This window comes from Roseibium sp., from assembly GCF_025698965.1.
Classification (GTDB): Bacteria; Pseudomonadota; Alphaproteobacteria; order Rhizobiales; family Stappiaceae; genus Roseibium.
Genome location: NZ_JAILWL010000156.1, coordinates 1 through 12,373, shown reverse-complemented (window position 1 = coordinate 12,373; position 12,373 = coordinate 1). Strand labels below are relative to the sequence as shown.

Genomic DNA, 12,373 nt, shown 5'->3' with positions numbered 1-12,373 from the left:
ATCGGTAGCGGCATTCAGACCGTAGGCACATTCGTTCCCGTCGTCGGTTTTCTGTTTCTCTGTCAGATTTTCCTGGAAGAAAGCGGTTACATGACGCGGGCAGCTGTGGTTGCCGACAGGCTCATGAGACGTCTGGGACTGTCCGGCCGTGCCTTCTTGCCCCTGATCCTCGGATTCGGCTGCACCATTCCCGCCGTTCTCGCGACACGGGCATTGGATACACGCGCCGAACGGGTCCTGACTGCCATGATGGCGCCTTTTATGTCCTGTGGCGCACGGCTTCCCGTCTATGCCCTGTTCGCTGCCGCATTTTTTCCGGTGGGAGGACAGAACGTTGTCTTTGCCCTTTATTTGATCGGCATCGCCGCGGCACTTTTCACCGGTTGGATGCTGGCTCCCCGCCTGACTGCCCGAACCCCTCGCCCTCTGGCGATTGAACTGCCCATTTACCAGATGCCTCAGCCGGCAAGGCTGCTGCGTCTTTGCGGCACGAGAATACGTCGCTTCATTGCTGAAGCAGGCAAGGTCATCGTCCTGGTCGTAGCTGTCCTGTCGTTTCTGAATTCAGTCGGAACAGACGGATCTGTCGGCAATGAAAACAGCGGCGACTCTATCCTCGCCCTGACCGCCCGGCAGGTTACCCCGCTTCTCGCCCCCATGGGTGTTGCTGAAAACAACTGGCCGGCCGCGGTTGGACTGGTAACCGGCATCTTCGCAAAGGAAACCGTTGTCGGCACTTTACAGGCACTCTATGCCACTGAAAGCGAAGACACGGACGTTGCCCCCGAACCCCTTCGGACGGCAACCGGCGCCTTGATGGCATTGGGAAGTTCCGCAATTGGTCTGGCTGAAGCAATTCTCGATCCCCTAGGATTGGACATCGGTGATATTTCCAGTTTCGAAGCTGCCGCCGCCGAGCAGGATGTAACCCCAACGGTGTTTGCCGAGATGACAAGCAACTTCGGCGGGAAATCGGCTGCTTTTGCCTATATGGTGGCCGTATTGCTTTATATTCCCTGCGTCGCCGCGCTCGCAGCCATCGCGCGGGAAATCGGCGCAAACTGGGCAGCGTTTGCTGCTGCCTGGACGTCCCTGATTGCATATTCAGGATCTGTCATCGCTTATCAGGTAGGCTCCTTCAGCAGCCATCCGACAACCTCGTTTCTCTGGATTTCTGGAATGTGCGGACTGGTCGCCATCGCTTTTGCGGGAGCGAGATTTCTCGGCAAAGGCACGGTTATTCAAGACGCTGCAACCAACCCCGTTTAGACGATCGCTTCTGCGCAGAAAGTATCGTTTCTTGAGCGAGCCCGTACCCGGATTGCGTGCTGCGGAGCTGTCCGCCGGCAACAACGCTCTATGACTGCCGAAAACACGATTTCTTATTGAAAAAGAATGGTGTTTGGCCACCAAATAGGCGTATTCGAAGCCCATCCACTGGCTTTGGCCGGAGTATTCACGATTAGGTCTGCTCGAGTCTTGCTAATATTACGAATGAGTTTTGAACGGCGATGACCATCGATTTTGCCCAGATCTTCCACCAGGATTCGGTTCTGGTGATCTTTACGATCATTGCGATTGGTTATCTGCTCGGCAATATCCGGATTGCTCGGTTCGAAATCGGTGTCACCGGCGGTGTTCTGCTCTGTGCTCTCGCCTTCGGCCACTACGGCTATGAAATCGATCCAATCGTCCAGTCGATCGGCTTCACCCTGTTCATTTATTCCGTTGGCTGGCAAGCCGGACCTCAAATCCTGAACGTACTCCGGCAGGACGGACCCAAATATCTCGTTCTGACGATATTCATGGCTGCTGGCTCGTTTTTGCTCGTGCTTGGACTGGCAGGGCTGGTGGATCTGCCCAACACTTTCGCTGCCGGGTTGATGGCAGGCAGTCTGACAAGTACTCCGACCCTGGTCGGTGCCCAGAACGCCGTTTCTTCAGGCCTGGTCACACCACCGGAAGGGTCATCCGCCGGCAGTCTGGTCGAAAGCATCAGCGTCGCTTATGCGATCACTTACATCTTCGGCACGGTCGGACTGCTGCTCGTGGTGAAGTTGTTGCCCAACCTTCTGCGTGTCGACCTTGTCGCCGCCGCCGAAACTTTTGCCAGGGAACGCGGCTTCAGCGTCAGAGCAACCGAAAAACGTGTCGACCGTCCCATACTCCGGGCTTACCTGGTCAACAACGATGCGTATCACGGCAAGACGATTTCGGAGATCATGTCGGCAGCAAACGGGCCGAATGTCAGCCTGAAATCGATCTATCGCATCAAACGCGGAAACGAAATCATTTCACCCGAATTCGAGACCGTCATTGAACTGGGCGACAAGATTGCAGTCTTCGCGACGCCTGAAGAGCATGCCAGGGCCAGGGAACTTTATGGTCTGAGCGGCGAAGTACTGGACAAGGAATTGACCGACGCGATTGTTGATGTTGCCGAGGTTGTCGTAACCAATCCCAGTGTAGTTGGCAGATCGTTGGGCGATATAGCCCTCTATGACAATTTCGGCTGCTATCTGACCGAGATGACCCGGTCTCAAATCTCCATGCCGTTGACGCCTGGAACCGTAGTGCAACGCGGTGACGTGATGGTTGTCGCCGGCGAACGGAATGCGCTTGACCGCCTCGTGGAGGCCGTTGGCGCGGAAGACCGAAAGGCGGTTGAAACAGACCTGCTCACCTTTGCAGCCGGGATTGTCTTCGGCCTGGTGCTCGGTCAGATCACTGTGAAAGTCGGCACTGTCGATGTCGGGATCGGAACCGCAGGCGGGCTCCTGGTGGCCGGTATCTGCGTCGGATTCCTGCGTGCAAACCGTCCAACGTTCGGCCGCATGCCGGCGGCCGCCCGCTTCATCCTGATGGAACTCGGACTGCTTCTTTTCATGGTTGGTGTCGGGCTCAATGCAGGTGGCGGGATTGTCGAGGCCGTCGGCTCCGTCGGTCCCATTCTGTTCCTCTGTGGTGTGATTGTCACGTGTCTGCCGCTTCTAACCGGTTACGTTTTCGGCCGCCTGGTTCTGAAGATGAACCCTGCCCTGCTGCTTGGCGCACTCACCGGCGCGATGACCAGTACGCCTGCCCTCGGCATTGTTCAGCAGGCCGCCAAGAGCACTGTTCCGGCCCTCGGTTATGCCGGAACCTACGCGTTGGCCAACGTGCTGCTGACGCTGGCCGGAACCTTGATCATGATCATGTAGATAGCAGCTGCTTCAGGGCTTGGGCCGGCCCGAGAGCGCCGCGGTCAACCGGGCGTCTTCCAGATAGGGGTCGTTGCCAAAGCGGATAATACCCTGGCGCTGAACCCAGACGGATTGATGCGACACCACGGCCATCAACCCACCACGCGCCGGAAACGTGATCGTATCGCGCCGCGCAATCCGGTTTGGCAACCCTTCTGCGGGAAACACGCGGGGCTCTATGATGTGCTCCAGAATATCCATTCCATCGACTATTCCGAAGGCAGTCTTGGGCAGATAAGGATTGCAATAGGTATCGTCTTCAGGCGCTTCCTCCAGGTCGAACAGCGATACCCGCTCTTCCCGCCTCAGGCGATAGGCATAATCGCCGAGCGGATTCTCGTCCGAAGACGGCAGAAAAAGAGCATATTCCTCACGGTTCGGAGCCCTTCGCAAATCCTTCAAGCTCGCCTGATCCCAGGGCAAAGCGTCAAGTGGAACTTCCGCGCCGCTGCGCCTCAGGTAATATCCGGCCGCCTCGACCTCCTTGGGGTCCTTCTTCAGACGCGGCAACAGTTCCTTGCCGAAAAACTCCCAGGACACTTGCCAGGTTGGATGAAAGGTCACAGCTTCGATCGTGGTTGCCGTGGTTGCGAAATTGCGGTCCGGACAATTGGCGAAGGCCTGTCCTTCGCGAATGACCCTGCCGTTTTCCAGGAACACAAAACGGTTCTCGCCCTTGTTGATGAAAAGCTGTAGCCGGGAATATTCATTTGGAATCCAGCGAATGCGTTCCATCGCATTGGACACTTGTTCAATCCGGCGTTCGACGGGGATGTTCAATGCCCTGATCAGCGCCGCATCCGCCTGCCCGGAGTGTGGCAATCCGTAGCGGTGCTGAGCTTGCGCCACGGCAAAGGCCAGTCGCTTGTCGAACAAGTCGCCGTCCGGACTACCTGCAAGCAGTTCATCTTCGACAAGCCGCTGACGCAGCGCCGGGATGCGGGGGTCGGACACACCTGCGACAAGGTCCTCGCCCGGTTCCAGGTAGGTAAAGCCGCCACCTGCCTTGATGTTGTGGAGATGCTGCAGGTGGCCTTTCAATCGCCTGTAGGTGTCGTCCTGCGGCTGCCAGGTCAAAACGAAGTCCGTCAGATCGTCCGACGCTTCCAGACGATCAAGTGCATCCTGCGCATCAATCGAATTGTAAGGCATATAGGCATCTGGATAGAGCACCCTGGGCGAAACGCGACCAGCCCTCAGATCATTGGCAAAATCCAGAAAATGCCCCGTGTAAAGCAATTCAGTCCATGCGATTTCGTCTGCTGACAGGGAACCATCCAGCGCCTGCGTCGCTTCGGTCAGCACTTCGTAAGGATAATCTTCCGGACGAAGGCCTTCCTTCTCCGCCGCTTTCATCAGATCGGTCAACTCTTCGCTGCGTGGCTCGTTTAACCACAGCAGGCGCGCATCGTCGGCCTCATAGAAGGACTTGATCGCATTTCTGCGTTTTTCGACGATCAGGGGCAGCCGGTCCGGGCTGTTCAGGATCTCGCGGACGTCATCCAGCATTCCATTTGCCCACGTGACCTGCGAACCGAAGATAAATCCGAGAGCACACAGCCCAGCAAGAAGACTTTTTGATCTTGAGAATGTTTTTGGTATTTGGGACCAGTTTCCACCTTGGCCGGTACCTCGCCGGAATGTGCGGCAAGCATTCCGGTTGCAACCTTCCGAAACCCATGTTCCGACCAAACGGTTCGCTCTCATCTGAAGATACTCTCAGTTGGAAACTCCGGACAACGTCTGAGCAAGTATACGCGCATATTGCTGGAACGGATGCCAGACCGTGCGGACAAATTGATATCGGGCGCATTTGAGGAGTTCCGCGTTTGCGAGCGAATGTCGGCATCATCCGCACGCGAGAATGGATCACGCTCCAAACACGGTGAAATTCATCAATCAAGGCAATAAAAAAGCCCGGCTGGGCCTGAATTCAACTGGCCTTGAGAACACGGTCCCAAATCGCGATGGCTGAGCGCGCAAGCAGAAACAACAGGCAAGTGAACAAGAACACTGCCCAAAGCATCAGGCCGGACTCCACCAGGGATGTCGAAAATCCGTAGGAGTTGCGTTCAATTGCCACCGACACTCCCCAGATCACGGCAAGAACGCAGCAGGAAAACACACCCAGCAAAATGCCCTTTCTGGTGAGCCCGAGTACAAAAGGAAGAACTGATAAAACAAGAAAAAATGGGTTCTCAAGAAATCCGGTTATGAACCCGTACATGACTGTCAAGCAAACCATATCACCCCCAGTCAGATCCTGATGGTTATACCCAATCAGGCTTGCTCCAAAATACCGCAAGCCAAACCAGCCAAGACAGGACCTGAACAATTCGCACGCGACACAACGTCAGACTAAATCGTCAGCGCGTTTCCGTAATATTCACAGCGCACAAACTGCACCAATGCCGATTTCCCCCCGTTTATCAAGGGAATTGTTGGCTGGACGAGCAAACGCCCGGCGCCAGAGCACTTTGGACGCAAGTAAATTTAACTCATGCTTTTCAACAGGTTGAAAAATTTTCTGCCAAATTTCAAATTAAAGCCGTCTAAATTTCAAAATAAGTTGTTTGTATTTCCCAATTACCGTCGGCCTTGGCAAATTTTACTGAAACTGAGAAAAACTCTTCTCTCAAGAAGGCCTGCATCCTCGCATGCCGACGCAACGCGTTGACACAATAACTGCGCTTAATACGACGTTATGGCTTTCCAATGAGAAAATGGTGGGTGAGTGGGGGCTCGAACCCCAGACCCGCTGATTAAGAGTCAGCTGCTCTACCAACTGAGCTACACACCCAACGATAACGGCTGCCGAAATGGGCGGCACGTCGAAGTGAGGGTGTATATAGCGCAGCCCCGGCGTGCGCAATGGGCTCTGTGACACTTTTTTCGTCATTTCTGCATCGCGGAATTTCGAAACTGATCGGCGAACAGTGTGAACGGAATGATCGCAATGAGAACGCCCCCTCAGTGAAACTTTCAAAAACAATGTGAAACTTTAGCGCAATAATCGAAATTTGGGGTTGACCCATAATATCGCGCTCACTAGTGTGCAGCGCGTCAAGACCGGGTGGACATGACGGGTTTGACGATGCTCTTTCGGTTCGGCTTCTTTAAGGCGCCGTTTGAGTGGATGACGAATATATGTCCAGTAAAAGGCCTTCACGGCCTGCAGTATCGAAGGACCGGGACGGCATGATGATGTCGCTCATTCTAGTAGTGGTAGGAAAGCGCGCCTCCTAGCGGGACAATCCCGTTTGGACAGGATGGCGCGCGACCAAGGCTCCCCAAGGGGCCTTTTTTTGTACCCGCCTCCTGAAAACGCTTTTATCGAAAACTGCCCGGGTCTTCGACACCGACAGGTCGGAAGAGTTAAAGTAGTATATTTTTGAGAGCCAAAGCCTGAAATTCAGGCCCTGAAATGCAAGGACGATAAGAGAATGACACGGGAAATGACCGGCGCCGAAATGGTCATCCAGGCGCTGAAAGACCAGGGAGTTGATACCATCTTCGGCTACCCGGGCGGTGCTGTGCTTCCCATCTATGACGAGATCATTCAGCAGGAAGGTCTGGAGCACATTCTCGTTCGTCACGAACAGGGTGCCGGCCATGCAGCCGAAGGGTACGCCCGTTCCACCGGCAAACCGGGTGTTGCGCTGGTGACATCCGGTCCGGGCGCCACCAACATGGTGACCGCCCTGACGGACGCCATGCTCGATTCCATTCCGCTGGTTTGCATTTCCGGCCAGGTACCCACCCATCTGATCGGCAATGACGCCTTTCAGGAATGCGACACGGTCGGCATCACCCGCCCCTGTACCAAACACAACTGGCTGGTGCGCGATGTCGAGGACCTGCCACGCATTCTGCACGAAGCCTTCTATGTCGCAACGTCCGGCCGTCCGGGTCCCGTTGTTGTCGACATTCCGAAGGACGTGCAGTTCGCTACCGGTACCTATGAAGGCCCGACACCGAACCCGGCCACAGCGCACAAGAGCTACCGTCCTCAGGTCAAGGGCGATGCCGCCGGCATCCGCAAGGCCGTCGAATTGATGGCAGCGGCCAAGAAGCCAATTCTCTACACTGGCGGCGGCGTCATCAATTCCGGCCCGCAGGCCTGCCAATTGCTGCGCGAACTGGTTTCGCTCACCGGTTTTCCGATCACGTCCACGCTGATGGGCCTCGGCGCTTATCCGGCTTCCGGCGACAACTGGCTCGGCATGTTGGGAATGCACGGTACTTACGAAGCCAACATGACCATGCATGACTGCGACGTGATGGTGTGCATCGGCGCTCGTTTCGACGATCGCATCACCGGTCGCACGGATGCCTTTTCGCCGAACTCCATCAAGATCCACATCGACATCGATCCGTCATCCATCAACAAGACGGTGAATGTCGATCTGCCGATCATCGGTGACGTCGGACATGTTCTGGAAGACATGGTCCGTATCTGGCGTTCGTCTTCCTTGAAGGCTGACCAGAAGGCAATGAAGGCGTGGTGGTCTCAGATCGATGCCTGGCGTGGCCGCAACTCCCTCGCCTATCGACCGAACAATGATGTCATCATGCCGCAATACGCAATTCAGCGGCTGTATGAGCTGACCAAGAACCGAAAGACATTCATTTCAACCGAAGTTGGCCAGCATCAGATGTGGGCAGCGCAGTTCTATGGCTTTGAAGAGCCCAACCGCTGGCTGACGTCCGGTGGACTTGGCACGATGGGTTATGGCCTGCCAGCCGCCATTGGCGCACAGGTTGCGCACCGCGACGCGCTGTGCGTCGACATTGCCGGCGATGCGTCCATCCTGATGAACATTCAGGAAATGTCGACTGCAGTCCAGTTCGGTTTGCCCGTCAAGGTGTTCATCCTGAACAACCAGTATATGGGCATGGTTCGCCAGTGGCAGCAGCTGTTGCACGGCAACCGCCTGTCCCACTCCTACACCGAAAGCCTGCCGGATTTCGTCAAACTGGCAGAGGCTTACGGTGGCGTTGGTTTCCGGGTTGACAAGCCGGGTGATCTGGACGGGGCAATCGAAGAGATGATCGCGGTCGACAAACCGGTTCTGTTCGATTGCCGCGTGGCCAACCTTGCCAACTGTTTCCCGATGATCCCGTCGGGCAAAGCCCATAACGAAATGCTGCTGCCGGATGAAGCCAACGACGAAGCAGTTGCCAACGCCATCAGCGCCGAAGGCAAGTCCCTCGTTTAAAGGTCAGGCACAAGGATTTTAAAAATGAACGCACAGAATGTAGATGCGCCTTCGGCCTATTTCCTGGCTGAAGTCAGCGACGAAATCGAGACCCACACCCTATCGCTTCTCGTCGACAACGAACCGGGTGTTCTTGCCCGCGTGATCGGCTTGTTCTCCGGTCGTGGCTACAACATCGACAGCCTGACCGTGTCGGAAACCGAGCACGAAAAGCACCTCTCCCGGATCACCATTGTGACAACGGGAACGCCGATGATCATCGAACAGATCCGTCATCAGCTTGACCGGTTGGTGCCGGTTCATCGGGTGACCGACCTCACCGTCCGCGCCCGTCGCGCCAACCAGGACAAGCCGTTGGAACGCGAACTCGCGCTGGTCAAGGTCGAAGGTTCCGGTGACAAACGTCTGGAGGCACTGCGCTTGGGCGATGCTTTCCGCGCCACCGTAATCGACGCGACAACAGATCATTTTGTCTTTGAGATCACCGGTCGCACCTCCAAGATCGAGCAGTTCATCGCCATCATGAAACCGCTCGGCCTGGTCGAAGTCTCGCGCACCGGCGTCGCTGCGGTTCAACGTGGTCCCGAAGGGCTATAAGACCAACGCCTCTGAGACGACAGGCTTTAAGATCAAGGGTCGGCTGCCTATATGCAGCTGGCCCTTTTGTTTTCCGGACTGCCAATGTCTTTTGATCTTTCCACCTACCTTGCCCGCATCGGCCTTGATGCCCACCCGACAACGCTTGACGGACTGAAAAGGCTGCAGGCGGCGCAGATTACTTCCATTCCGTTCGAGAATGTCCTGCCCTTTCTGGGCGAGGTGCCGGATCTTGGCGAAGACAGACTCTGGCGGAAACTCGTCCTGGAGCGGAAGGGGGGCTACTGTTTTGAGTTGAACGCATTGCTGAGCCAGGCGCTCAACGCGCTCGGATTTACAAACCAGCGTGTGCTGGCACGCGTTCGCATGGGAGATTCGGAAGGTGGTGTCAGATCGCATCAGGCGCATGTTGTAACGTTGGACGGCAGCGAATGGCTGCTTGATGCCGGTTTCGGTGGCCAGGCCCCTGCCTCTCCAGTGAACCTTACAACGGCTGACGAACAACCGATCCGGGACCAGATCTACCGAATGCGTTTCGATGCCGCTGAAAGCGAGGAAGTTCTGGAGCGAAAAACATCGGACGGCTGGGTATCCCTCTATGGTTTCGACAGGCAGTCCCCGAAACAGGTCGACGTCGAAGCCGCAAATTACCTGTGTGCCAAATGGCCGAAAATTTCTTTTTCCTCATCCATGAAATTCTATCGCCTGACCGATAACGGCTGGATCAGTTTTCAAAACGGCCTTGCCGGCTTCACATCAAACAGGGTCAAAACCACCCGCACCATTGTGAAGCAAAGCGACCTGACACAGTTCATGCGCGAGGATCTGGGCCTTGGCTACGGCGATGACCAAATCGGTGCAATTGCCCAGCGCCTCGCCGCAATGCAGGATCGCGACCCGATTGTCTGATAGCCCAGCTCTGGTAAGCCTGCAGTGAGTTACTGGTAATAGCCCTCGCGCAGATTGATACCGTGTTCCACAAAGGCCTTCAGGCAGCACAGCATCTGCGTCCAGCCTTCGCAATTGCCGTAAGAGGCCTTGCTGCCTTTGGCCGTATCACGCCACCCTTCTTCGCTGATGGTCACCAGCGTCCGGCCATCATCCAGCGCATCGAATTCCATCGTAACCATTGTTTCACTGTCTTCCTCCGTCTGGTCGTCTGACGCCCAGTGCAGAACGATCCTCCGATCCTTGACGACTTCTCTTACCGTGACCGGAAAGCGGCCAGGGAAATCGGCAAAACTCCAGAAAACCGTGGCACCGCTCTCAATCCGCCCTTCCGCACCGCCTGTGGTGAAATAACCCGACAACCGGTCTGGATTGACCACCGCCTCAAAGACCTCAGAAACCGGTTGGCCGATCCGGCCAGACACACTGAACGACAACATGATTTTGTGCTCCTTCTGGTTTCAGCTTTGTTGCCCGGCAAAGGTCACAAGGTTGCCAAGGTGATAGGCCCAGCCCTGTCTATGAGCGTCAATCAGGCCTTGCTGTTGAGCTTCAGGCGCAGCCTCCCATCCAGTATGAAGCAACCTGACCCGGCTCCCCTGCTCCTGCGCGCTGACCTGGAAGATGACATCCGTTTCAAACGACCAATCATCATCCCACCATTTCAAAATGAGTTGCGCGGGCGCTTCGATGCCAACAACACGTCCGTGGGTGTGATGCTGTCCCTGATTATCCTGCCAGGGCTCATAGAACTTACCGCCCGGCACCGGTTCCAACAGGACGCCCTCGCCCCACCAGAGCCGTGGTGCGAGAAGAGCCTCCCACAGACGCACAGCCGGTGCGCTGCAATTCTTTGCAAGGTCGATTTGAACCACGGACATATCAACTCGACTCCCAATTCACTTGCCATACATTTAATCATGTTATATTTTTATAACATGTCAAGCAAAGACGATTCAGACAGGATATTCAAAGCCCTGGCCGATAGCCGCCGGCGGCGGATACTGGATCTTCTGAAAGACGGACCCCAGACGACCGGAACGCTGTGTGCTGCCTTTCCCGAGCTTGACCGTTGTACGGTGATGCAGCACATGCGGGTTCTGGAAGCCGCCAGCCTCATCATCGCTCAACGCAAGGGCCGTGAGCGCTGGAACCATCTCAACGCATTGCCGATCAAGGACATTTACGACAGGTGGATTGGCGACTATGCAACGGACGCCGTCAATATGCTGGCCAAGCTCAAGGCAGACCTTGAAACACCACCAAACTGAAGCCGGGAAAATTGTTCCGCGACATCCCCCTATTTGAATACTTCCAACCTAGACGCGACGTGGATCAGCGCGTATACGACACCGGCATTCAGTATCGTGCTGACGCACTCCCCCGCCTCAGACGACAAAACGCTCAAGAAAAGGCTTTAAGCCCATGATCCACGGTCTGTCCCGGCCGAAAAACCAGATCCGCTGGCTGCTGCTGGAAGGCATTTCGCCAACTGCGCACGCGGTATTGGAAAAGAACGGTTACACCAACGTTGAGGTTCTGCCCGGTGCCCTGGAAAAGGACGCACTGATTGAAAAACTGCAGGACGTTCAGGTTCTTGGTATCCGCTCGCGAACTCAGCTCACCGAAGAAGTACTTGAAGCTGCAAAAACGCTTGTCGCAGTCGGTTGTTTCTCCGTTGGAACTAATCAGGTGGATCTGGAAGGCGCACTGACCCGCGGAATCCCGGTCTTCAATGCCCCCTTCTCCAACACCCGCTCCGTTGCCGAACTGACGATTGCGGAAATCGTCATGTTGATGCGCGGCGTCTTCACCAAATCCGCTGCTGCTCATGAAGGCCGCTGGATGAAGAGCGCCGTCGGCTCTCACGAAGTACGCGGCAAGACGCTTGGTGTTGTTGGCTACGGCAACATCGGCACTCAGCTTTCCAACCTTGCCGAAGTCATGGGCATGCGGGTGATCTATTTCGATCTGGTGGACAAGCTTCAGCACGGCAACGTTCTGCCGACCGACAGCCTGGATGCGCTGCTCGCCGAGTCCGACGTCGTATCGCTTCATGTGCCCGATACGCCAGGGACCCGCAACATGTTCGGTGCCGAACAGATTGCCAAGATGAAAAAGGGTGCGTTCCTGATCAATAATGCCCGTGGCAAGGTGATCGATATCGACGCTCTTGCAGAGGCATTGAAATCCAAGCATCTGGCAGGTGCAGCTATTGACGTCTTCCCTGTCGAACCCAAGTCCAACAAGGACGAGTTCGTCTCGCCGCTGCGCGGCCTGGATAATGTCATCCTGACACCGCATGTCGGCGGCTCGACGGAAGAAGCCCAGGATAGGATCGGCGAGGAAGTTTCCAAACGGCTGGTT

Annotated in this window: 11 protein-coding genes and 1 tRNA gene; 7 read left to right on the top strand and 5 right to left on the bottom strand. The window is 55.9% G+C overall.

Annotated elements, in window-relative coordinates; translation table 11 throughout:
• On the top strand, nt 1-1,269 hold a 1,269-nt coding region (locus tag K5905_RS14230; protein ID WP_297584990.1), incomplete at its 5' end, for a nucleoside recognition domain-containing protein.
• Nucleotides 1,270-1,511: 242 nt separating this feature from the next.
• Nucleotides 1,512-3,200: an aspartate:alanine exchanger family transporter gene (locus K5905_RS14225; protein WP_297584986.1), complete on the top strand. Its 1,689-nt coding sequence runs from the start codon at nt 1,512-1,514 to the stop codon at nt 3,198-3,200.
• 12 nt (nt 3,201-3,212) lie between these two features.
• Here K5905_RS14225 and K5905_RS14220 read toward each other — a convergent pair whose 3' ends face one another.
• The 3 genes from K5905_RS14220 to K5905_RS14210 all read right to left on the bottom strand — a co-directional run bounded on the left by K5905_RS14220 (nt 3,213) and on the right by K5905_RS14210 (nt 6,042).
• The gene (locus K5905_RS14220; protein ID WP_297584983.1) at nt 3,213-4,751 is read right to left on the bottom strand and encodes a hypothetical protein; all 1,539 of its coding nucleotides are present in this window, start codon (nt 4,749-4,751) and stop codon (nt 3,213-3,215) included.
• A 424-nt stretch (nt 4,752-5,175) separates the two neighbouring features.
• A complete protein-coding gene (locus tag K5905_RS14215) occupies nt 5,176-5,487 on the bottom strand; it encodes a hypothetical protein (RefSeq protein ID WP_297584981.1) in 312 nt (103 codons plus the stop codon).
• Nucleotides 5,488-5,966: 479 nt separating this feature from the next.
• Nucleotides 5,967-6,042 (bottom strand) — tRNA-Lys (locus tag K5905_RS14210).
• A 643-nt stretch (nt 6,043-6,685) separates the two neighbouring features.
• Between K5905_RS14210 and K5905_RS14205 the strand changes: the two genes are divergently transcribed.
• From K5905_RS14205 to K5905_RS14195, 3 genes are all read left to right on the top strand, one after another.
• The gene (locus K5905_RS14205) at nt 6,686-8,461 is read left to right on the top strand and encodes an acetolactate synthase 3 large subunit (protein ID WP_297584979.1); all 1,776 of its coding nucleotides are present in this window, start codon (nt 6,686-6,688) and stop codon (nt 8,459-8,461) included.
• Between the two features lie 24 nt (nt 8,462-8,485).
• Nucleotides 8,486-9,058: an acetolactate synthase small subunit gene (gene ilvN, locus K5905_RS14200; RefSeq protein ID WP_297584977.1), complete on the top strand. Its 573-nt coding sequence runs from the start codon at nt 8,486-8,488 to the stop codon at nt 9,056-9,058.
• An 84-nt stretch (nt 9,059-9,142) separates the two neighbouring features.
• Entirely contained in the window at nt 9,143-9,967 is an 825-nt protein-coding gene (locus K5905_RS14195) for an arylamine N-acetyltransferase (protein WP_297584975.1), read from the top strand.
• Between the two features lie 29 nt (nt 9,968-9,996).
• On the opposite strand, the gene K5905_RS14190 is transcribed toward K5905_RS14195, so the two are convergent.
• On the bottom strand, nt 9,997-10,449 hold the full coding sequence (locus K5905_RS14190) for an SRPBCC family protein (RefSeq protein WP_297584993.1): 453 nt from the start codon (nt 10,447-10,449) through the stop codon (nt 9,997-9,999).
• An 18-nt stretch (nt 10,450-10,467) separates the two neighbouring features.
• Nucleotides 10,468-10,887 (bottom strand): SRPBCC domain-containing protein, encoded by a 420-nt coding sequence (locus tag K5905_RS14185; protein ID WP_297584972.1) that lies wholly within the window; start codon nt 10,885-10,887, stop codon nt 10,468-10,470.
• Nucleotides 10,888-10,944: 57 nt separating this feature from the next.
• On the opposite strand from K5905_RS14185, the gene K5905_RS14180 reads away from it, so the two are divergent.
• Both K5905_RS14180 and serA read left to right on the top strand, forming a co-directional pair.
• Nucleotides 10,945-11,277, top strand: coding sequence for a helix-turn-helix transcriptional regulator (locus K5905_RS14180; RefSeq protein ID WP_297584969.1), 333 nt, complete (start codon nt 10,945-10,947; stop codon nt 11,275-11,277).
• A gap of 154 nt (nt 11,278-11,431) precedes the next feature.
• On the top strand, nt 11,432-12,373 hold a 942-nt coding region (serA, locus tag K5905_RS14175; protein ID WP_297584967.1), incomplete at its 3' end, for a phosphoglycerate dehydrogenase.

What these genes read in the sequence shown, in the direction of transcription:
- K5905_RS14225 (WP_297584986.1), top strand. Translation starts at nt 1,512, where the DNA reads ATGACCATCGATTTTGCCCAGATCTTCCACCAGGATTCGGTTCTGGTG.
- K5905_RS14220 (WP_297584983.1), bottom strand. Translation starts at nt 4,751, where the DNA reads ATGCTGGATGACGTCCGCGAGATCCTGAACAGCCCGGACCGGCTGCCC.
- K5905_RS14215 (WP_297584981.1), bottom strand. Translation starts at nt 5,487, where the DNA reads ATGGTTTGCTTGACAGTCATGTACGGGTTCATAACCGGATTTCTTGAG.
- K5905_RS14205 (WP_297584979.1), top strand. Translation starts at nt 6,686, where the DNA reads ATGACACGGGAAATGACCGGCGCCGAAATGGTCATCCAGGCGCTGAAA.
- ilvN (WP_297584977.1), top strand. Translation starts at nt 8,486, where the DNA reads ATGAACGCACAGAATGTAGATGCGCCTTCGGCCTATTTCCTGGCTGAA.
- K5905_RS14195 (WP_297584975.1), top strand. Translation starts at nt 9,143, where the DNA reads ATGTCTTTTGATCTTTCCACCTACCTTGCCCGCATCGGCCTTGATGCC.
- K5905_RS14185 (WP_297584972.1), bottom strand. Translation starts at nt 10,887, where the DNA reads ATGTCCGTGGTTCAAATCGACCTTGCAAAGAATTGCAGCGCACCGGCT.
- K5905_RS14180 (WP_297584969.1), top strand. Translation starts at nt 10,945, where the DNA reads ATGTCAAGCAAAGACGATTCAGACAGGATATTCAAAGCCCTGGCCGAT.